Here is a 21,647-nt window from a genome sequence, read left to right on the forward strand (position 1 = left end):
ATTAAAGATAAATGAGAGTAACTCTTTTAAAAATACAAGCAATTGGTTTAGATAGAAAAAAGTTTGTAATGGAAAGAATTATAATGAGTGATAACTCCCAAAAATTAAAACTTACAGCAATTCAGCGTTTGGATTGTTTTTTTGACAAGGGAACTTTTAGAGAAATTGATGTTTATGTATCCCATAGGTGCACAAACTTTGGAATGGAAAAAGAGTCCATACCCTATGATGGAGTTCTTACAGGTTTTGGTCTTGTAAACGGGAAAAAAGTTTTTGCCTATGCCCAGGATTTTAAATCAAAGGGCGGTTCTCTTGGAGAAATGCATGCAAAAAAAATATGCAAAGTCCTTGATCTTGCTGTTTCAACTGGCAATCCTGTGGTGGGGTTTCATGATTCAGGCGGTGCAAGAATCCAGGAAGGTGTTGATGCACTAGCAGGATATGGTGAGATTTTTTACAGAAATACCAGAGCATCAGGAGTTATTCCACAAATTTGCGCCATTATGGGTCCCACTGCAGGGGGGGCTGTTTACTCTCCAGCACTTATGGACTTTATATTTATGGTTAAAAAATCATCATATATGTTTATTACAGGCCCTGATGTAATTAAGTCTGTTACCGGAGAAGTTATAAGTGCTGAAGAGCTTGGAGGAGCAGATACCCATACAAGAGTGTCAGGAGTATCTCATTTTGCCTGTGACTCTGATATTGAATGTATTGAGGAAATAAAAAAACTTCTTGATTATCTTCCTCCAAACAATTTTTCAGGAGCTCCTTTAAACGAGATAATTGATGATCCTTTCAGAGAAACAATTTCACTTGAGTCAATTATTCCTGACAACGATTCCTTTCCCTATGATATGAAAAAAATTATTAAAGAAATTGCTGACAGAGATAGTTTTTTTGAAGTTTCAAAGGATTTTGCAAGAAATATTATCATTGGTTTTTTGAGAATTGGAGGAAATTGTGTTGGTGTAGTTGCCAATCAGCCAGACTATCTTGCCGGGTGTCTTGATATAGATGCTTCAGACAAAGCTTCAAGGTTTATCCGTTTTTGCGATGCATTTAATATTCCTATTTTAACAATTGCAGATGTTCCAGGTTTTCTTCCGGGTAAAGATCAGGAATTTGGAGGGATAATTCGTCATGGGGCAAAAATTTTGTGGAGTTACTCAGAGGCAAGTGTAGGAAAAATTTTGCTTATAACAAGAAAAGCCTATGGGGGAGCATATATAGCAATGTCTTCAAGGCATCTTGGAGCAGATTTGGTGTTTTCTTGGCCAAAAGCTGAAATTGCAGTTATGGGCGCTTCAGGTGCAGTTGAAATCATCCATAGAAAAGCCCTTGAAAATTCTCAAGATCGGGATTTGCTTAAAAAAAGACTGGTTGAAGATTATAGGGAGAAATTCTCAAATCCCTATACAGCAGCTTCAAGAGGATATATAGATTCAGTGATAAGGCCTTTTGAAACAAGGGCTGTAATTTATGAATCCTTGACTTTTATTTCCTCAAAAAAAGCAGAGTTTCCAGATAAAAAACATGGAAATATGCCTTTATAGGAGAAAAAAAATGAAGAAAAGTGAAAAAGTTGCCATAGCAGCTGTTATTGCATATATGGATTGGCAAAATCAAGCTGCCGATTTTATGAAGATGAAAAAAAAAGCCTATGAAAATTATTTTTCAAAAGCCAGCCCAGCCTGGAATGAAAATGGAATTAGAAATATAATCACCGGCAGAAAAATTCTTGATGCCAAAACCAGACTTGACTGATTTAAAATATTGTAAAAACAGGTGAATTAACCATGAATCATATTGAAATTTGCGATTCAACTTTAACTGACGGATTTCAGCTTTTATTTTCTGCAATGGGAAGAACTCCAGATCTTGTTTTAATGGCAAGGCTCCTTGATGAAGCAGGTTATAGCAGTGTTGAAATATCTGGATATGCCTCCTTTGATGTTCCCCACAGGCATTTAAATGAAGACCCTTGGGAAAGAATAAGGCTTCTTGGAAGAGCACTTAGAAAAACCAAAGTTTCAATGGTTTTAAGAGGAAGGGGGCTTGTTGGTTATTATCCCTGCCCTGATGATGTTATCAATGCTTTCCTTGAAAGGGTGTCTGCCAATAAAATAAAAATTGTTAAACTTTTTGATCCCATTAATGACACTGATAATCTTACCTCAATGTCTAAAAAAATAAAATCGGAAGGAATGAAGCTTCAAGGAGGGATCCATTACAGCCTGACTTCTTCAGGCGGGCTTTTAAATGAAACTGTTTACAATTTTGACTATTATCTTGAAAAGGCAAAGCAATTTGAGGCAATGGGAGCAGATAGTTTATGTGTTAAAGACAGTATGGGGATAATGACTCCTTTTGACTGTTTTGAGCTTGTTTCAAGATTAAAAGATAAAACTTTTCTTCCTATTTTTATCCATACAAGATCCAGTGGGGGAATGGGGCAGATGACTCTTCTTAAAGCATGTGAAGCAGGTGCTAGAGGAGTTGATACCTGTATGTCTGTTTTTGGAGGAAGAAACTCACTTCCTGCTGCAGAACCTTTGGTAAAAGCTTTGTCCAGCCAATTTGGCCAGATAACTCCTGATCTTGCAAAGCTTGATGAAACAGCAGAGTTTGTTGAAGAAGAAATTATACCAAAATATAGATTTTTTCTTAATGAGTCTAAGGTTTCACTTGTTGATTCAAAGCTTCTTGCCGGAGGAATTCCAGGGAAAATAGCAGAGTTTTTAAATACCAGGCTTAAAGAGGTTTCTAATGGAAAAAGATTTTGGGAAGCAGTTGAAAAAATTCCTTTTATAAGAAAAGATTTAGGCCAGATACCTTTTGTAAGCCCCGGGTCATATGTGATTGCACTTCAGGCTTTGAACAATACAATCCATGATGCGTTTAAAGGTGAATACAAGGTAATTATAGAGCAGATTTCTGAGCTTGTACAAGGCAAGTTTGGAAAGACTCCCAGGGATATTTCTCCTGAACTTAAAAATAAAATTGAAGAACTTTATCCTGAAAAAAATGATGATTTTGATACTAAAGTTCTAACTTTGACAGAAGCTGCTAAAAACATTAAAGGACTGGCCGCTGATATTGAAGATGAGCTTATTTATGCAATTTTTCCCAAAACAGGGAAAAAATTTTTAAAATGGAAATATCATAGAGAAGATCCGCCAAGGGACTCAAAACCTATCTCCCTTGAAGAAGCAAAAGAAAGGCTGGATAAAGTAAGGAAAATCCGGGAAGGACGTACTTTTGATGAAGAAATAGCAGAGATTCCGGAAAAGGGACCGGGAACAAGAGTGTTTAATGTGTTTGTGGGAGATGAATATTTTGAAGTTGCAGTTGATCCGGGCAGCCAGCCTTTTATTTCCTATTCTTCATCTGAAGAAACTGAATATTTTTCAGAAAGAGAAAAAAAATCAGCTTTTGTTCTTGAAAAACCAGTTAAAGAAATTCAGATTAAAGATGTTCCACGAAAAACTTCTAAGGATTTAAAAGAGTTCCAAGATTTTGTTTTTGTTAAGGCACCAATGCCGGGTTCCATAGAATCTTTGAGAAAAAAGCCGGGGGAAGAAGTAAGGGAAGGGGAAATTATTCTTGTTCTTGAAGCCATGAAAATGGAAAATCCTCTAACTTCTCCTGTTGACGGTGTGATTACTGAAATAAGATGCCAGGGTGGAGATCAGGTGCCAAAGGATTTTATTCTCTGTGTAATTGATAAAAGCAATATCTGACAAAATTCAATTTTATCATTCTTACTAAGAAGTCCACTTTCTGAGTAATCTAAAGTGGGGGATGAATACGCTTTAAACCTAGGTTTGATAAAAACCCCTTTTGAGTATTTTATTCAGGAGGGGAGTATCTTCACGAAGAACCTAAACAAAAAACAGGTTTTTTTGATAATAAGGATAGACTCAAGAACTCTCATTTAAACACTGAGAGTTCTTGTGTGTTTTTAACCCTTCCAGAACGGGGACATTTCTCTTAACCTGCTTATAATAGAAGGCATTTTTTCAATAACAAAATCAATTTCTTCTTCAGTATTATAAATAGAGAGGCTGAATCTCACTGTTCCATGGGCTGCTTCATAGGGTACTCCCATTGATCTGAGAACATGGGAGGGTTCAAGCGAGCCTGAGGTGCATGCAGAGCCTGAAGAAGCACATATATTAAATTGATCCATCATTAGAAGAATGGCTTCGCCTTCAATATATTCAAAGCTTATACTTGAGGTATTTGGAAGTCTGTTTTCAATGTCACCGTTTACAAAAGAATGGGTAATTTTTTCAAGGAGATTTTTTTCAAGCTTATCTCTTAATCTCTTAACTTCTTTTTGTTCCTTTTCCATATTCATTCTTGCAAGTTCACATGCTTTGCCAAGGGCAATGATTGAAGCTGTGTTTTCAGTACCTGCTCTTTTGCCCCATTCCTGATGTCCTCCCACAAGGAAAGGATGAAAAGGAGCGCCTTTTCTTATGTACAAAGCGGCTATCCCTTTTGGAGCGTGGAGTTTATGTCCTGAAATGGAAAGCAGATCAACTTTTACATCACTAAGGTCGGTGACTATTTTGCCTGCTGCTTGAACAGCATCTGTATGAAAAAGAATTCCTTTTGCATTTGCTTTGGCTGCTAGCTCTTTAATTGGAAAAATTGTTCCTGTTTCATTATTTGCCCACATTATGCTTACCAAAGCAGTATCTTCAGTTAAGTTTTCATTATAAAAGTCAAGATCAAGTCTTCCTTTTGAGTCAACAGGTATAAAAGAAATTCTATATCCCTGTTTTTTGAGATTCTCATAAAGATTTTTAACAGCAGGGTGTTCAACAGAAGATGTCATTATATGTTTTCTGTCTGGGAAACTTTTTATTGCAGAAAATATTGCAGCACTATCACTTTCTGTTCCGCAGCTTGTAAATATGAATTCGTCTGGAGAAGCATTGAAAAGTTTTGCTGTATGAATCCTTGCTTTTTTTATTTCTTTTGCAACCTGCCCCCCAAATGAGTGCATGCTTGAAGGGTTGCCGTAAAATGTTCCAAGGTATGGAAGCATTGCCTCAATTACTTCTGGAGCTGTTTTGGTAGTTGCATTGTTGTCAAGATAAATTGGGTTGTCAATCATAGGAGCGACTCCTCAACTATAAGATCATGGGCAACCTTTTGTCTTAGTTTTGCCTCAACATGATTTTTTAGTGTTTCTTTTGATTTAATACAGGTGGCACAGGCACCTTGAAGCCTTACAACAACTTTGTTTCCGTCAACATCAACAAGTTCAATATTGCCCCCGTCTTTTTTAAGAGCAGGTTTTATATCTTCTTCAAGGGTTTGTTCTATTTTTTTTATTTTCTGAAGATTTGTAAGTTTTGAGGCACTTTTTTTCTTTTTACCCAGGTCTCCTTTTATTTCATCAATTATTTCCTGGATATTTTCATGACATTGTCCGCAACCGCCTCCGGCTTTAAGAAAGCCTGTAACATCATCAATTGAAGCAAGGCCGTGATCACTTACAGCGTGACGGATTTCATCTTCTGTAATATTAAAGCAATGGCAGACAACATTTCCTTCTTTTTCAATAATTTGAATTCCTTTGAAGTCTGCAATTGCTTTTTCAAGAGCTTCTTGGCCCATTACTGAGCAATGGATTTTTTCCTTTGGAAGACCGCCAAGGTAAGCAACAATGTCGTCATTTGTAAGTTTTTCTGCTTCTTCTACTGATTTTCCTATTATCATTTCAGTAAGTGCTGATGATGATGCTATTGCACTTGCACACCCGTATGTTTTGAATTTGGCGTCTTTTATAATATTATTTTCATCTATCTCAAGGGTTAATTTTAAAGCATCGCCGCAGGTAATGGAACCTACATCACCGGTACCGCTAGGTTTTTCCAATTCACCTACATTCCTTGGATTAATAAAATGCTCTCTTACTTTATCTGTATATTCCCACATATCATGCTCCTTGTTAGGGCTATTTGTCGTGCCCAATTTTGATTGAACACTTTATATTTTTTCAATCAGCGTTATAATATTAGATTCTTTAATGCGGATTGATTAAACTACCTTAATCACTATTTAATAAAAAAAAAGACCCTGACTCAAAAAGTTTGGCTTTGATAAAAAAAATTTACCAAGACTTTTGTTTTTAATCACATGCATAGGTTGTTGAAAAGAGAAATCTTTAAATAAGGAGGATTTATGGATAAGCGAAAGGGAGTTTTGAGGGGAACCTGGTATCCTGACACAAAAGAAGAGTGTGAAGAATTTATTTCTTCTTTTAAAAAGCGTGCTCAAATTTCAGAAAAAATATATGGAGGGATTGTTCCCCATGCAGGTTGGTATTTTTCCGGAGAAACTGCTGCCATGATAATTGAGGCACTTTCGTTGATGAAGCCAGATCTTGTGATTGTTTTTGGAATGCATTTGCCTAAAAACAGTAAAATAAGAATAATGACAAAGGCTGGCTATGAAACCCCATTTGGGGATTTACCTGTGTGTGAAAGCCTTGTAAAATCCATTGGTGATAAGTTTGATTTTATAGCCGAAACTCCCCATGATTTTCAACCAGACAATACAATTGAGGTTCAGCTTCCCTTTATAAGACATTTTATGGGAGAAGTTGAAGTGTTTTGCTGCGGGCTTCCTCCTGAAAAATCGAGCTATGAATTTGGCAGGTTTATAGGAGAAAAAGCAGTTGAACTTGGTAAAAATCCTATTGTTATAGGAAGTACAGATCTTACCCATTATGGGCCTTCATACGGATATATGCCCTATGGAAAAGCAGAAAAAGCATACGAAAAAGTAAAAAACGAAAATGATAAAAGAATGATTAATCTGATTGAAGAAATGGACTATTCAGGAGTTCTTCTTGATTCAGAAAAAAATATGAATGCCTGCTGCAGCGGTGCTGTTGCCGGTGCCATAGGATGTGCTGAGGTACTTGGAGCAAAAAAAGGTTATTGTCTTGATTATTCAAACAGCTATGAAAAAACAAAATCAGATAGCTTTGTGGGTTATGCGGGGATTTGTTTTAAATAGTGATTAGCCTAAAACCTGAGCTTTATTTCTAAGATCAGATAGAACAAAAAAAGCCTGCCCTTATTCAGAGCAGGCTTTTTTTAATAAGTGTTAAATCAATATTATGGATTCATTGTATAAGCATCAATCAATGTATAGATATGATCGTTGATTACTTTGTCAAATTCTTTGGAATCAGTTTCAGGTTTTCTGATTATTTTTTCAGCACTTTTAATCTGCTCATCTGTTGTTGAAGGCTTCATAAGGAAATCAACAGCATATTTTGACATGTCTCTTACAAATACGTCAAAAATTGAATTTAGGACTTCTTCTTTTATACCTTCTCTTTTTGCAGACTCAACAATAAGTTGTGCATATGGAACAACAGAAAAAATTTCTCCAAGTGAAAAAAGGAAATCAAAATTTTGCATCTGCTCCATGATTCCAGCACCGGAAACCATGAGAACTTCCTGGAAAGCTTTAACCTGATCAATGAAAATTTTAACATTGCTCAAGTGTGAAATCGAGTCAAATTCAGGCATATAATCATGGAACTGAATTTTACCATAACCTCTTGTTGGTCCCTGGTTGAAAAGAAAATCATCATTTTCATTTCCATTCATCAGAGGAACTTCAGGATATTCTTTTGGATTGAACATATAGTTTGGAATAAGCTTGGCAATAAGAGCCATATTTACATGCTTTGTACCTTCAAGTTTTGGCATTCCCTTGATTTCCATGGCTGCCTGCTCAAAGTAAGTATCTTTTTCAAAGCCCTTGGCTGCAATTATATCCCAAAGATCTTCCATAACCTGCTCACCTTGGGTGGCAACTTTCATTTTCATAAGCGGGTTGAAAAGAAGATATCTTCTGTCTTCAGGGTTTGCAGCTCTTAAATAGTCAGTTGCTCTTAAACCAAATAGTTTCATTGCAACAATTCTTATGTATGAATCAAAGAAAAGCTGTCTTATGTGGGCAAACTCTGTAACATTTTTACCGAAAATATTTCTATGGGCTGCGTGATTAAGAGATTCATAAAAGCTGTGCTCGCAAATTCCTATTGAAGCAGAACCAATATTGAATTTACAGATATTAATTGTGTTAAGCATATCGTACCATGCTTTTTTGCCTTTTGAGAGAATTTCCGCTTCAGTAATTGGATAATCATGAAGGGCAAATTCAGCAACAAACATCTGGTCGCAGGCGATTATGTTTTTTATGCACTCATATTTTTCATGTTTGGAATCCACAACAAAGAAAACATATTCATCTGAGTCTGCAAATTTACCGAAAACAGTAATAGTTGATGCTTCGTTTCCGTTCCCAATATAATATTTTGAGCCATTTGCAAGGTAGGTTCCGTCAGGCTGGGGATAAAGTTTCATTTCACTTGAATAAATATCAGCTCCATGCTTCTTTTCAGAAAGGCCAAAGGCACAAAGAGGATTTTCCTTTAGGGTGGCAGCAGCTTTTTGTTTTGCTTCTTCGTTGTCGCCAAGGAAAACAGGATCAAGGCCAAGGGTTGATACATGAAACATATACCAGTATGAAGAGCCGTAAAAACCCAGGATTTCTGAAAATTCAAACATTCTGTAAGTGCTGTAGTACTGGTCTGGATCGTCACCATAGCCTTTTGGAAGAAAAAGAGTTTCAAATATTTTTTCTTCTTTTACAAACTCTGCAAAATCTGAGTTAAAAGTTCTATTGTGAAAGTCTTCTTTCATTTTTTCAAGACCTTTATTTTCAAACCAGTCTATGGTCTTGAGCATGATTTCTTTTGATCTTTCGTCAGGATATTTTCTATCCTTGTATTTTTTTGGATTAAGTAAAACCATTTTTAATTTCCTCCGTAATTTTTTTAGTTTAAAGTCTTTCGTATACAAAGTAATTGTATACTTAGCATTAAAAATTTTGAGGTGCAATAATATTTAAAAATAATTGTTTTGGTTTTTGACTGGTAATAAATCTGAGATTGTTTTTGTAAAAAAAAAGGGCGGGAGTTGGTTTTGTTCAGTATTGGAAATCAAGAATTGGCCGGGTTTAGAATTGCTTGAGTTCCTTATTTGTAAAATCCAGGGCTACCACAGTATTTTTACCTCTTTCTTTTGCCATATAAAGAGCTTTGTCCGCCCTTGCAAGAGTTGTGTCAAGAGATTCATCAGGGAGGTAAACAGTAACTCCAGTTGAAATAGTAACTTTGATTTTTTTATTTTTAAACTCAGTTTCAAGGTTTTCAACCACTTCTTTTATTCGATTAGCACATAAAAGAGCATTTTCAGGGGTGGGATTGGTTAGAACTGCTAAAAACTCTTCTCCTCCGTACCTTCCCAAATAGTCTTCAGTTCTCAAGGCTATTTTTATGGCTTTGGCAACATTTGTTAAGATCAAATCCCCTGCAAGATGTCCGTAACTATCGTTTATCTTTTTAAAATCGTCAATATCTATCATAAGGAGCCCAAAATGATAGAGTTGTCTTTTTGAAAGTTCAACTTCACGTTCAAGAACTTCAAAAATTTTTCTTCTGTTAAATACTTTTGTAAGTCCGTCTTTTGTTGCAAGTTCTTCAACCTTTTCTCTGAGACGGTTTATATAGCCTCCTATAAATGAAAACCAGGTAAAAACAACAGAGAGAATAAGAAGTCTTAGCAGCTCTACCGTCATATTCAGCGTCTCAGGGTGATAAATTTTTAAAAGAGAAAGGTTTACTGAATAACCTGTAATTACAATTAAAGTTAGAAAAAGAAACTGCCTTACCTTAAGTCTGAAGACCCCAAAGGAAAAAGTTACCATATAAAGAAGGAGGAAAGCTCCTCTTGCCTCGTTTGCATAGTAAATTGCTATCATTATAACAATAGTGCCTACTGTTATCTGAGCAATGGTAAGGCTTTTTTCTTTAAAATAAAGATTTATGTCAAAAAGAAACACCAGGTAGAATCCCAGGTTGATTAAAGCTATCATTCCTATAATTATAGAGAATTTAGCTAAGGGCAGCCTGAACAATCCAAGCCAATGGCAAATTATAAAGGTGAGAATAAATATAATATATGAAGATGTACCTATTAAAAACCTTTTGATTCTTAGCTGTTGGTCTAAGCTTTTTTTAGGAATAAGTTCAATCACTTAATTCATCTCCTTTTTATGGTTTTTTTGAGTTTTTCAAAAGTCTTGTAAACTCACTGACCATTTCAGCTGTAAGTCCCCAGATAACCTCATCATTGAATCTGTAAAGCAAAACCCTTTGTTTTATATTTCCCCATGGTTTTTTATATTTTTCTGGCAGCCCTAGTTCTTCTGATGGGAGGAGAACTTTTTTTTCACCTTTTTTTTCATAAGAAGGCTTTATTTGAAGCATCACAGAGTATGTTTCAGGTTTGTTTTTTAAAAACCATGACACAGGAATAAAAAAAACTTCTTCAACTTCAGATTTTTGAATGTTTATATCTTTAGGTGAAATATTGTGAAGAATCCCTGCAAAAGGTTCGATTACAAATCCCATTGCACCGACAATTGTGTGCATTCGACCAAAAACTTTTATATTTTCAATTGGGACTCCAAGTTCTTCAGATGTTTCCCTTATTGCTGCATTGGCACAGGAGCTATCGTTTTCAGGATCATATCCTCCTCCTGGAAAGCAGATTTCTCCTTCCTGTCTTATTCCTTTTGCTCTTTTTTCAAAAACAAAATTATACTCTCCGTCAATCTCTATAAGAGTAATCATTACAGCATAATTAAAAAGTTTATGTCTTCCGTAAATTCCGGGTTTTTTCGGCATGAATTTTTCAAGCTGAATTAAATCTGTTTCATTCATTTGATTTCACTATTATTAATGAGTATTAAAAGATTGAGATTAAACTCTATTTATAATTGAAATTGATTCAGGGCAAGAGAAAAATAATAGTAGTTAATGCTGTTTGTTTGTTAAATCTGCCTGAAAGGAGTTGTTGTGATGGAATCAGAAGCATTTGAGCTTATGGAAAAAAGTTTTGCAAAATTCATGGATAATATTTTTGAAGAAGAAAAAATTCTCAGAATAGAAGAAGTACTTATAAAATTGTCTTTTGAGGAATCTGTTTTCAGTAAAATAAAGGAGGCACAGGAGATTGGATTTGAACTTATCAAAGCTCAAAAAGCAAAAGATATAGAAAAAAGAGAAATGCTTTTAATAAATCTATATCTTCTTTTTCATAAATACGGTGCTGGATACAGTTTTGAAGAAGAAAAGTTCATGGAAAAGTCAAAAGGGCTCAAATGGCTCCCCGGAGGCTTGATGCCTCTTGTGTTGGGTTCTTACCTTATGAAGCCAGAGTATGAATTTTGTGACCTTGGCTGTGGTAACGGTTTTCAGGGTATTTTAATGCAGGCTTTGTCTCCCCATTCAAAAACAAGGCAAGTTGAAATTTCAAAAAATTACCTTGAAGCTGGTAGGATTTTTCTTAAACCCCTTAAAATTGATAAAGAGAAGATTTCTTTTGAAAATACTGATATAAGCAATTTTAAAATGAAAGAAACTGATTTTGTTTATATGTACAGACCTTCAAGGCCAATGGGGGAAGGTGCCCAATTATATAGAAATCTTTCCAATAGATTTTATTTGAATAAAAAAAGTTTTTATCTTCTTTCTGTTGCAGATTGTTTTGAACCGTTTATAAAAGGAGATTATGAAAAAATTTATCAAAATGAATATTTAAGTATTTTTTATTTTAACCGGAACTTTGTTTAAGTTATAATGCCTAATGATTTATTGATACAAAACAAATGTCAATTTAAGGGTTTTACAACCTGGTTTGTTTTTATTTTATTCAGGTTAATTAAGATGAGTTTTTATAAAAAAATAAGGAGAATTTTAAAATGAAGAAAAACATTATGAAGTTTGCTGTATCTGCTCTTGTAATTGCAGGAGTTTTATTTGCCGGCTGTTCCAAAAAAGAAGAAGATAAAAAAGAATTGACCCAGTTTGATAAGATTAAGAAAAAAGGTCAGATAACCATAGGAACCAGTCCTGATTATCCTCCTTTTGAAAGTATTGACGATGACGGAAATATTGTTGGTTTTGACATTGATTTGGCAAAAGAGATTGCAAAAGAGCTTGGTGTTGAGGCCAAATTTGTAAGCATGGGTTTTGATAGTATAATAACAGCAGTTAAAAATGGTCAGACAGATATGGGAATGTCAAGTTTTTCAGTTAATGAAGAAAGAAAAATGAGCATTGATTTTTCAAAGCCTTATATTTCAACTGCCCAAGTTATTCTTGTAAACAAAGATTCTGCAATCACCAAAGCCGAAGACCTTGAAAAATCTTCAGTTGCTGTACAAATGGGAACCACAGGAGCAGAAGCTGCAAAAGAGCTTAAGGATGTGGATGTTAAAACTGTTGAAGACTATAATGTTGCTACCATGATGCTTGATAATGGGGTTGTAAGAGCAGTTATTCTTGATATAGCCATTGCAAAGGAACTTGCCTCAAGACATAGTTTCAGAGTTCTTGAAACTCCTCTTAACCAGGAGGAAACTGCAATTGTTATCCGGAAGGGTAATGATGATTTAAAACAAAGTGTTGATAATGCCATAGATAAAATCATGGCTGATGGAAGATATGATCAGATCAAGACAAAATGGGATGTGAAATAAACATTAAATCTTGTTTTTTGACCTGAATCTGATTTTTTAATGCCGGATTTTTATATCCGGCATTTTAATTTCTAAAAACTCCAATCTTAAACTTTTTAAAAACAATTTCTGATTCGTTAAATTGCATCTTTTTAAAAAGTTTAGTATTGTTTGCTTTATGCATCTTAATTGTGTCGGGTGAAAGTCAGGTTTTTTGCTCATTAATTAATCAGATTTTAGAATAAAACAAAAACATTATAGAGGAAGTATGACAACTATAGCCAGACCGCAGAATATGCTAGCAGTTCTTATTGATGCGGACAATGCTCAACCTTCTGTGACAGAAGCCCTTCTTGCAGAGATAGCAAAATTTGGAACTGCAAGTGTAAAAAGAATTTATGGAGACTGGACAAGGCCGGAGCTTACCTCCTGGAAAGCAATCTTGCTTGATCAATCCATTCAGCCTATTCAGCAGTTTGCATATACAAGAGGAAAAAATTCAACAGACTCTGCAATGATAATTGATGCCATGGATCTTTTGTATACAAAAAGATTTGATGGGTTTTGCATAGTTTCAAGTGATAGCGATTTTACAAGGCTTGCCTCAAGAATAAGGGAAGAAGGCCTTTCTGTTTATGGGTTTGGGGAGCAGAAAACTCCCAAATCATTTGTATCTGCCTGTGACAGGTTTATATTTACCGAGGTTTTAAGAACAGAAGAAGATCTTGAGCCAGTGGTTAAAAAAATGAATACCAATGAGCTTAAAAGTAATACAAGGCTTTTGAACCTTTTAAGAACTGTTATTGAAACAGCTTCAGATGATGATGGATGGGCAAATCTTGGTCTTGTAGGAAGTTACATTGCAAAGCAGTCTCCTGAATTTGACCCCAGAAACTATGGATACAAAAAATTAGGGGAGCTTGTAAAAGCTGTAAAGCTTTTTGAAATTGATGAAAGGTTTGCTGAAAACAAGCAGTCAAAAGTGGTTTATATAAGAGATAAGCGGAAGCATTTTACCAATAAAAACAATGGTGTTTGAATTGAGTGAATTTATAAATTGATTGAGTTGTGATTTTTAAAAAGAAATTTTTGGTTTGATTTATATAAGGGTGCAAAGTTTGCACCCTTATTTATTTAGATGGCTAGTCTTATTTATCGTTGTCGTTCATGGGGAGATATTTAAATGCCAAGGCAAGTATTATAAAACAGCAAACTATTCCGCTTATAAAAACAGCCGTGAAACCAAAGTCGTCTGGTAATTCATGTTCCATGGCGGCAAGAAGGTGTTTTTGTCCCGAGTATGAACCTTCTATTTCAGTGTACATATAAGCACCTGAGTCAATATTGTTTTCTTCTATTACCTTGGTGATATCATTGAATACAGGAATATGTTTTTCTCCCCAGGGTCCAACTACAAAAGCAAAGAGCCAAAGGAGGAAAAAGGTTGAAAATAGTATTTTCAAAGATTCCTTTAGTGGTTTTTTATCTTTTATTTCCATAACTCCTCCTTTGTCATCTTCTATTAGATTGCAGCTGTTATTTCAGGGAACACAATATAAAATACTAAGTACGCCATAATAAGTGTAAGTACAAGGTTGAAAGACTGTCCAAATACATAAAGGATAAGCGGTTTTCCACCTTTAAAATGATGCTTTAGTTCTCTGAAGTTTGTTGCAAGACCAATACTTACAAAAGAAAGAGCGAAAAACCATTTTCTTACAAGGTCACTTGCACCTTTAATAACACCCTGATCTATCATTGAAGGTCCAAGACCGCCCTGGGCAGCCTGGAAAGATGAATAGAAAAGAGAGAAAATAATTGACGCTCCAATAAAGCCAATAACAAATTTTGGGAATCTGTACCAGATTTCCATGGGGCTTACTTTTTGTCCGGTTTCAGCTGCTTCAACTTTTGTTGTAAAATAGATTGCAACAAAAAAGGCCATTACACCAATCATAACGTTTTGAATCATTTTGATTGTTGCTGCAACATATAGTGCTTTTTCACCAAGGAATGCTCCGGCAGCCGCAACAGCACCTGTTGAGTCAATTGTACCGCCCATCCATGCACCACCTAAAACAAGCTGTTTGTCTTCAGGGAAAAAAGCATGAATAATAGCAGGCATTACTATCATCATTATCGCTGTAAAAACAAGTGAAAGACCAACTGAAAGGGTAAGCTCTTCTTTTTTTGCCTTACAGGCAGCAGCTGTTGCAATGGCGGCAGAAACACCGCAAACTGACATGTCTGAACAAATTACCGCATTAAGTCTTTTTGAAGGTATTTTAATTATTTTCTGACCAAACCAATAGGTTACAATCCATACTGTAGGCGTTACAACCCAGGCTACAAAAATACCTGCGGTTCCTATTGTGATGATTTTTTCAAAAAGAATAGTTGCACCAAGAAGAACAAGACCTGTTTTAATATAGTATTCTGTCTGAACCGCCGGCATTGCCCATTTTGGAGTTCCTACTGTGTTACTTATAAGCATACCAAGAAAAATAGCCCAGGCTGCATATCCAACTCCGTAATTCTTCATTGTAGCCTGGTGTGAGGCAAACCATGCTACCATGGTAATCAGATAAACAAAGGAAAAACCTATTAAAAATTCTTTAAAGGATTTCCCCATGAATTTCATTCCAATACCAAAAAATACAGCAAAAAACACACCAAGTGCAAGAAGATTGAAAATCTGATTGTATGGCTTGGCTGCCGATACTTTTTTCTTTAAATTTCCTTCTCTGAGCTTAGTGTTTCTCCAGTCCATTATGGCTTCTTTTGCTTTTTCATTTAAAGCCTCATTCTGGAATCCTGCTTCTTGTGCGAGAAGTTCTGCTGTTTGTGCTTTTGCATAAGCTGCTGCAGTAGCAACTTTTGCAGTTTCGTATTTTCCAATTACTTTATCATATTTAACTTGAGCTTTTGCTTCAGTCATAAAAAGACTGTCAAGGGGGTTTGCTACCCATCCCTTTGGATAACTGGTAAATTTTGAAAACCATTTACCTATATTATTATCGTTGGCTTTTACTTTTGCTTTGGTATCATTTAGCTCATACCAGCCAATTGTTTTGAATTCATGAGTTTTTGTAGCTTCAGCACTATACTTTGCTTCAATTGCAGAAAGCTTTTGTTTTATTTCTCCTGTTCTTGGAAAGTAGGCGATCATTCCAACAATAAGAATAATAAATCCAAGCCAAATAGCCCACCAGTCCTCGGTTTTCCACATTTCCGACCATTCCCATTTGCCCACATCTTGTACAACATCAGAGTCTTGTACAATATCAGAAGCATTGTCAGACATAAAAAAATCCTCCCGTTAAAATATTGTTTAAAAGTTTAATTTTAGTTCCTATCTCTAATGATTAGCAAAATGCATGCCTGAAAGTTATTTATTTTAAATGCTTGTAATTAATAGCTAAAATTTATTATAAATCATGAATGTGTAAACTTGAGTTTGCATAGGTGTAGATTTGGGTTAGCAGTGTTTTGTTTCTAATTGTTAAAATCTGAATTGAGGGTTTTATGTTTTTAAATTAAAAAGTTTATAATGAATTTAGTCTGTTATATTATATTCAAAAACATGGAACTCTTCAGGTTTTCTAAACTTATCGCAGCTACTGAGTTAAGTGTATCAGGGATAGATCTACTATAGTCTGATGTAATTTGCTGTTATCTGCGGCAAACTTGAAAATCCTTTATTCAGGTAAAAACAAAACTTTAAGGTGTTTGAACTAATGAAAATATTTGAGGGACTTAATTTAAGACTTAAATTTATTGTAGGTCTTGTAATGTCAGCTTTTGTTCTTGGGGTTTTTTTATTTTTGATTATTTATTATCATTTTAATTCAGTTATGCAAAAAGAAATAAGTCAAAGGTCAAAAATGCTTTTGGTTCAGGCAAATTCTGTTCAGGAGTATGTTCAGGCTGACTTAAGGCCTCAAATGTATGAAATTGTTGGTGAAGATGATTTTATACTTAAGGCCATGTCTTCTTCCTATATTTCAAGAAGAGTAATGGAAAAGCTTGAAAGTGAAGGCAGGGAAAAAATTTATTATAGAAGGGTGGCAATCAATGCAAGAAACCCTTCATATGAGCCAACAGAGTTTGAAAAAAAAATTATATTAAAGTTTAAGGAAAACCAGGAGCTTAATTTTTATGAGGAAGACTCGGTTTTTAAAGGAGTTAAGTATCATCTTGTTTCAAGACCTGTAAGATTTACAAAATCATGTATGCCCTGTCATGGAAGTCCTGAAAATGCACCTAAGTCTTTAGTTGAAGTTTATGGAGACAAAAAAGGTTTTTTTCGCATAGAAAATGAAATTGCAGGTGCGGTTGTGGCTGGGTTTCCAGTTCAGATGATAAAAGATCCTGTAAAGGAGATAACCTTACAATATTTGAGTTTTTATGTTTTATGGCTTCTTATTTTTACATGTATCATAGGTGTTTTTTTTGACAGACTTGTAATGACAAACTTAAAAAAGCTTGGCCGTGTTTTTGAGGTGAGATTTTCCGGTGAAAAGGAAAAAAAGATAATTGAAAAAATAGCAAACAAAGATGAAATCGAAGGTCTTATTGAAGGAGTGGATGAACTTGCAGCAGTTCTTTTTGATGCGAACCGCAAACTTGAAATCCATAGCATAACCCTGGAAGAAAAAATAAGTGAAAGAACAAGAGAGCTTGAATTGGCTGCTAAAAAACATTTAAATGATCTTGGCCTTTTTTCAAAGCTTATTGGAAGGTTTACGGACACTTTTGACCCTGAAGTTTTAATAAGAGAAGCTCTTGAAAGCATAGGTTCAAGGTATAATGCCCGTCAGGTTATTTATTACTGCACTGTTCTTTCGGAAAAATATTATGCTTGGTATGAAAGTCTTAGTATTGAAAGTCTGGATTTAGAAATAAAAAATATTTTGTGGGACGCTGAAGTATTTAAAAAGGGAAATAAGGTTTATATTCCCATTTCATCCCATGAAAGTCATTGGGGAATTTTATGCATTTGTTTTGAAGAAACTGCTGAAGAAGAATTTGATGAGGCAGTTCTTTTATCCCTTGGTCTTCAGCTTGGAACTTCTCTTGAAAATATTCACGCTGTTTCTGAAATGAAATATCAAAATGATCTTCTTGAATCTGTTTTTGAAGGAATTACCGACCCTTTAATTCTTGCAGACATGAATCTAAGGGTAATTTTTGGGAATAAGGGAAGTATGGCTCTTTTTGAAAAACATAAAGCAAAGGATTTTAGATCCCTTGTAAAAAACAGTTCAGGACTTTTGCAAACCATTAAAATTGGAAATGAGCCTGCTGTAACAGAAATAGAAACAAAAAAAGGCAGATTTTTTAAAGTTTTTCTTTACCCCCTTCCAAAACATGAAAAACGGGATTTGAGGGTGGTTATCTATGCAAGAGATGTAACCAGAGAAAAAAAACTTCTTGAAGAAATCAGGCAGGCTGAAAGGCTTAGTTCCATTGGCAAAATGGCTGCGGGGATAGCCCATGAAATAAACAATCCCCTTGGAGTGATCAGGTGTTATGCTGATCTTTTGTCCGATTCACTGGAAACAAAGAAAAACATTTCCGATTTAAAAATTATAATAAACCAGACAAAAAAGGTTCAAAAAATTGTTTTAAATCTTTTAAATTTTTCAAGGGCAAGGGATATTGCCAAGGGAAAGACTTCCCTTAATGAAGGAGTTTCTAAAGTTATAGAAGTTTTAAGTTTTCAGGCATCTCAAAAAAAAATCAATCTGAAATTTTTTCCGGAAAACAATATTTTACCTATCCAATGCATTCCTTCTGTTTTAGATCAAATAATCACCAATATAGTGCTCAATGCAATTGATGCCTCAGGGGATAATGGAGGAAATGTGATCATAAGAACTTTTGGTCTTGAAAAAGAAGCACTCCTTGAAATAAGTGATGATGGAGAGGGAATAAATCAGGAGCTAATTGAAAGTATTTTTGATCCTTTTTTTACAACAAAGGAAATTGGCAAGGGTACAGGACTTGGTCTTTCTGTGGTTTACGGATTTATGAGCGAACTTGGAGGAAGAATTGAAGCTTTTTCAGAAGGCAGGACAGTATTTAAACTTTATTTTCCTTATTTTGATGAGAAAGGAGAGTTAAATGCCTGATTTGCCATTGATAGTTGCAGCAGATGATGATCCTGATTTTTTAAATGGAATTGTAAGAACTCTTGAATCAAAATTTAAGAACTTTCAAGTTATGGGTGCAAGTTCAGGGGCTGAAGTTTTAAAAATTACCAATTCAGGAGACGTTGGGGTTTTGATTTCGGATTTGAAAATGCCGGAAATGTCAGGAATGGAGCTTCTAGAAAATGTTTTGGAAATTAATCCTGACACCTGTGTTATCATGCTTACAGGCTATGCTACTATTGAGTCAGCAGTGGAAGCTTTAAAAAAAGGGGCCTGGGATTTTATTCCAAAGCCTGTTGAAAGAGAACAGCTTTTTCATTCAGTGGAAAAGGCTTTTGAACATTATAGGCTTGCCTGCGAAAACAGGAAACTTAAAACCCTGGTGGATTTTTATGATGAAGATAAAAGCTTACCCTTTGTAAGTAATGCAATGAAGGCCCTTAGAGAAAAGGCAAAAGCTGTTGCTAAAGCAGAATATACTGTGCTTATCACAGGGGAATCAGGTAGTGGCAAGGAATATGTTGCAAGAGAAATCCATAGGATGTCTAAAAGAAGAGATCGTATTTTAAATTCAATAAATTGTACTGCAATTCCAGAACAGCTTTTGGAAAGTGAACTTTTCGGTCATCTAAAAGGGGCTTTTACAGGAGCTGAAAAAAACAGAAGAGGTATTTTTCAGGCATCTGAGAAAGGAGCCATAATTCTTGATGAAATTGGAGATATTTCCCTGTCAACCCAGGTTAAATTGTTGAAGTTTCTTCAGGATAAAGAAGTTAAACCCCTGGGAAGCAGTGAGTCCAAAAAAGTTGATCTCAGAATTATTGCACTCACAAATCAAAATCTAGAAGAACTTATTCAAAAAGGTAAATTTAGAGAAGATCTTTATTATAGGCTCAATGTTTTATCTCTTGAAATTCCCCCATTAAGAAAAAGAAAGGAAGACATTCCTTTTCTTGCAAAAAAATTTCTTGACCAGACATCAAAAGAACTTGGAATGGAAAAAATCGAAATAGATCATGAAGCAATTAAGAAAATAACTTCAATGCCTTGGTTTGGGAATGTGCGGGAGTTGCAGAATTTCATGAGAAGACTTGTTGTATTTTCAGGAGGAGGCAAAGTAGACTTAAAGCTCATTGATATTGTTGAAGGAAATGACAATATCAATCTGGAAACAGAAGATAATGGAATTAAAAATTATAAAGAAGCAAAAAAAGAGGTTCTTGATTCATTTTCAAGGAAATATCTTACAAATCTTCTAGAAAAAACATCGGGAAATGTTTCCCATGTTTCAAGGCTGAGCGGACTTGAAAGAGTGTCTGTTCAGAAAATAATAAAAAGACTTGATATAGATGTGTCAAAATTCAGACCTTGATTTAATTGTCAGGCTATTTTTAAAGGTTTGAAATAAAAAGCCGGCATTATTAGCCGGCTTAATTTTAAAAGCTTTGTATTTTGTTTAATCTTTATTTAGAAGAGACTAAGAGTTTTTAAATTTACAATTCATTTAAATAAAAGTTAAAGTCGTTTTTTTCCTCCAGACAAAGATAGTCTTTGGTCTGTTTTTGGGAGCTGTGATTAAATGCTTTTACAAGTTTGGAAATATCTGTTCCATAGGTATGGTATTGATGATATCCCCAGGTTTTTCTTAGAGTGTGGGAACCGTAATTTCCGGTTAAGCCTATGGCATCACACCACTTGTTTACAAGTCTATGAAGGGAGGGTACAATTAATTTGCCCCTTTGGGATTTGAAGAGATAATCATCATCTTCATATTTTTCTGATTTAAGCAGACCTTTTATAGATCTGTATGAAATTCGGTTTATGGTTATTTCTTTTGGTTTTTCAGATTCTTGATTTATTATAAAAATTGAGTTTTCTTTAATATCTTTTACCTGATGAACCTTAAGATGCAAAAGTTCATTGGGCATAAGAGTTGTGTTGATTCCAAGGGTGAACAAAGTAGAGTTTCTCGGGTTGTCTATAAGGAGCTTTTTTATTTCCATTATTTCTTTGGTGCTTCTTATGGGTTCCGATTTTTGTGACTCTGACTGCTCGCCCTGTTCTGTGTTGTTTTCTTCTGCTGTCATAGACCCTCCAGATGTTAAGGTTGCTAAGTTTTACCAATAATAAGACTAAAACTTAGCTGAAAGCAAGTGAAAAATGATGTTTTTGTAAAATTTTTTTAAAATCGGATTTTATAAAAATGGAAGCTAAAAATTACCCAAAAGATATTTTTGAATTTATAAAACAAAATTTGTCTGACGCTAAATCAGATATAAAAAATCCTTATTTAGAGGGCTTAATTAAAATTGTTTTTTCAGATTTAAAAGAGGCTGAAAAAAAAGAATTTTAACTGAAAAAAGAAAGGATTTTGTTTTAAAATACTGCTTTTCTATTCCTCTTCCTTTTATAATTGATCTTATTAAAGATTTTTCTCCAATAATAGAACTTGGAGCAGGAACAGGGTATTATGCCTGGTGTCTGAGGCAGTCAAAAGTTAAAATAGAAGTTTTTGATCTTTATCCCCCTGATGAAATAGCTCCCTTTGATTTTTTTTCACAAAATTATTGGTTTGAAGATACATGGGTAAATGTTTTAAAAGCCGACGAAGAAGTAGTCAAAGCTTATAGTGAGCATAGTCTTTTTTTATGCTGGCCTTCTCTTGAGTCAAAAATGGCTTTTAACGCTTTGAAAAAATACAGAAATTCCGGTGGAAAAATTCTTATTTATATTGGAGACCCTTTATCAAGTGCAGATGAAAGCTTTTTTAATGAGCTTAAGCAAGATAAACTTATACATGAGCTAAATATTCCTTCATGGAGTTTTATTAATGAAAAACTAATGATTTATTCCCTTTAAGGA

19 protein-coding genes are annotated in these 21,647 nt (G+C 34.7%); 11 read left to right on the forward strand and 8 right to left on the reverse strand.

All coding sequences use genetic code 11. From position 1 onward, the window contains the following. The first annotated feature begins 83 nt into the window (after window positions 1-83). From RBR53_05115 to RBR53_05125, 3 genes are read left to right on the forward strand one after another with little or no spacing between them, the layout of a single operon-like run. Window positions 84-1,559 (forward strand): acyl-CoA carboxylase subunit beta, encoded by a 1,476-nt coding sequence (locus tag RBR53_05115; protein MDY0132032.1) that lies wholly within the window; start codon window positions 84-86, stop codon window positions 1,557-1,559. 10 nt (window positions 1,560-1,569) lie between these two features. Further along, window positions 1,570-1,770, forward strand: coding sequence for a hypothetical protein (locus RBR53_05120; protein MDY0132033.1), 201 nt, complete (start codon window positions 1,570-1,572; stop codon window positions 1,768-1,770). A 32-nt stretch (window positions 1,771-1,802) separates the two neighbouring features. Further along, a complete protein-coding gene (locus RBR53_05125; GenBank protein MDY0132034.1) occupies window positions 1,803-3,746 on the forward strand; it encodes a pyruvate carboxylase subunit B in 1,944 nt (647 codons plus the stop codon). Between the two features lie 221 nt (window positions 3,747-3,967). Here RBR53_05125 and nifS read toward each other — a convergent pair whose 3' ends face one another. Together nifS and nifU are read right to left on the reverse strand one after the other, a co-directional pair. Next, window positions 3,968-5,131, reverse strand: coding sequence for a cysteine desulfurase NifS (gene nifS, locus RBR53_05130; protein MDY0132035.1), 1,164 nt, complete (start codon window positions 5,129-5,131; stop codon window positions 3,968-3,970). Beyond that, window positions 5,128-5,958: a Fe-S cluster assembly protein NifU gene (gene nifU / locus RBR53_05135; protein MDY0132036.1), complete on the reverse strand. Its 831-nt coding sequence runs from the start codon at window positions 5,956-5,958 to the stop codon at window positions 5,128-5,130. The genes nifS and nifU overlap by 4 nt, the downstream gene beginning before the upstream one ends. A 246-nt stretch (window positions 5,959-6,204) precedes the next feature. Between nifU and amrB the strand changes: the two genes are divergently transcribed. Next, window positions 6,205-7,044: an AmmeMemoRadiSam system protein B gene (gene amrB / locus RBR53_05140; protein MDY0132037.1), complete on the forward strand. Its 840-nt coding sequence runs from the start codon at window positions 6,205-6,207 to the stop codon at window positions 7,042-7,044. A gap of 101 nt (window positions 7,045-7,145) precedes the next feature. Here amrB and RBR53_05145 read toward each other — a convergent pair whose 3' ends face one another. The 3 genes from RBR53_05145 to RBR53_05155 all read right to left on the reverse strand — a co-directional run bounded on the left by RBR53_05145 (window position 7,146) and on the right by RBR53_05155 (window position 10,831). Further along, on the reverse strand, window positions 7,146-8,858 hold the full coding sequence (locus RBR53_05145) for an acyl-CoA dehydrogenase family protein (GenBank protein ID MDY0132038.1): 1,713 nt from the start codon (window positions 8,856-8,858) through the stop codon (window positions 7,146-7,148). 205 nt (window positions 8,859-9,063) lie between these two features. Then, window positions 9,064-10,143, reverse strand: a complete 1,080-nt coding sequence (locus RBR53_05150; protein ID MDY0132039.1) for a GGDEF domain-containing protein — start codon at window positions 10,141-10,143, stop codon at window positions 9,064-9,066. A 16-nt stretch (window positions 10,144-10,159) separates the two neighbouring features. Then, window positions 10,160-10,831 (reverse strand): CoA pyrophosphatase, encoded by a 672-nt coding sequence (locus RBR53_05155; protein ID MDY0132040.1) that lies wholly within the window; start codon window positions 10,829-10,831, stop codon window positions 10,160-10,162. A 138-nt stretch (window positions 10,832-10,969) separates the two neighbouring features. Here RBR53_05155 and RBR53_05160 point away from each other — a divergent pair, with 138 nt between their 5' ends. The 3 genes from RBR53_05160 to RBR53_05170 all read left to right on the forward strand — a co-directional run bounded on the left by RBR53_05160 (window position 10,970) and on the right by RBR53_05170 (window position 13,669). Then, window positions 10,970-11,743, forward strand: a complete 774-nt coding sequence (locus tag RBR53_05160) for a methyltransferase (GenBank protein MDY0132041.1) — start codon at window positions 10,970-10,972, stop codon at window positions 11,741-11,743. 128 nt (window positions 11,744-11,871) lie between these two features. Continuing rightward, the gene (locus tag RBR53_05165; protein ID MDY0132042.1) at window positions 11,872-12,651 is read left to right on the forward strand and encodes a transporter substrate-binding domain-containing protein; all 780 of its coding nucleotides are present in this window, start codon (window positions 11,872-11,874) and stop codon (window positions 12,649-12,651) included. 247 nt (window positions 12,652-12,898) lie between these two features. Next, a complete protein-coding gene (locus RBR53_05170; protein MDY0132043.1) occupies window positions 12,899-13,669 on the forward strand; it encodes an NYN domain-containing protein in 771 nt (256 codons plus the stop codon). 109 nt (window positions 13,670-13,778) lie between these two features. On the opposite strand, the gene RBR53_05175 is transcribed toward RBR53_05170, so the two are convergent. Together RBR53_05175 and RBR53_05180 are read right to left on the reverse strand one after the other, a co-directional pair. After that, window positions 13,779-14,129 (reverse strand): hypothetical protein, encoded by a 351-nt coding sequence (locus tag RBR53_05175; protein ID MDY0132044.1) that lies wholly within the window; start codon window positions 14,127-14,129, stop codon window positions 13,779-13,781. A gap of 23 nt (window positions 14,130-14,152) precedes the next feature. Further along, on the reverse strand, window positions 14,153-15,934 hold the full coding sequence (locus RBR53_05180; protein ID MDY0132045.1) for a putative sulfate exporter family transporter: 1,782 nt from the start codon (window positions 15,932-15,934) through the stop codon (window positions 14,153-14,155). Window positions 15,935-16,367: 433 nt separating this feature from the next. Here RBR53_05180 and RBR53_05185 point away from each other — a divergent pair, with 433 nt between their 5' ends. Continuing rightward, entirely contained in the window at window positions 16,368-18,764 is a 2,397-nt protein-coding gene (locus tag RBR53_05185) for a DUF3365 domain-containing protein (protein MDY0132046.1), read from the forward strand. Then, window positions 18,757-20,157: a sigma-54 dependent transcriptional regulator gene (locus RBR53_05190; GenBank protein ID MDY0132047.1), complete on the forward strand. Its 1,401-nt coding sequence runs from the start codon at window positions 18,757-18,759 to the stop codon at window positions 20,155-20,157. Before RBR53_05185 ends, RBR53_05190 begins: the two co-directional genes overlap by 8 nt. 121 nt (window positions 20,158-20,278) lie before the next feature. Here RBR53_05190 and RBR53_05195 read toward each other — a convergent pair whose 3' ends face one another. Further along, a complete protein-coding gene (locus RBR53_05195) occupies window positions 20,279-20,872 on the reverse strand; it encodes a tyrosine-type recombinase/integrase (GenBank protein ID MDY0132048.1) in 594 nt (197 codons plus the stop codon). A 116-nt stretch (window positions 20,873-20,988) separates the two neighbouring features. Here RBR53_05195 and RBR53_05200 point away from each other — a divergent pair, with 116 nt between their 5' ends. Together RBR53_05200 and RBR53_05205 are read left to right on the forward strand one after the other, a co-directional pair. Continuing rightward, window positions 20,989-21,138 carry a hypothetical protein gene (locus RBR53_05200; GenBank protein ID MDY0132049.1) on the forward strand — a complete coding sequence of 50 codons (150 nt, stop codon included), beginning with the start codon at window positions 20,989-20,991 and terminating at the stop codon, window positions 21,136-21,138. 320 nt (window positions 21,139-21,458) lie between these two features. Continuing rightward, complete coding sequence (locus RBR53_05205) at window positions 21,459-21,644, forward strand: hypothetical protein (protein ID MDY0132050.1); 186 nt, start codon at window positions 21,459-21,461, stop codon at window positions 21,642-21,644. Window positions 21,645-21,647 lie beyond the last annotated feature (3 nt).

It is taken from the genome of Desulforegulaceae bacterium (assembly GCA_034006035.1).
In the GTDB taxonomy this organism is placed as follows: domain Bacteria; phylum Desulfobacterota; class Desulfobacteria; order Desulfobacterales; family JACKCP01; genus JACKCP01.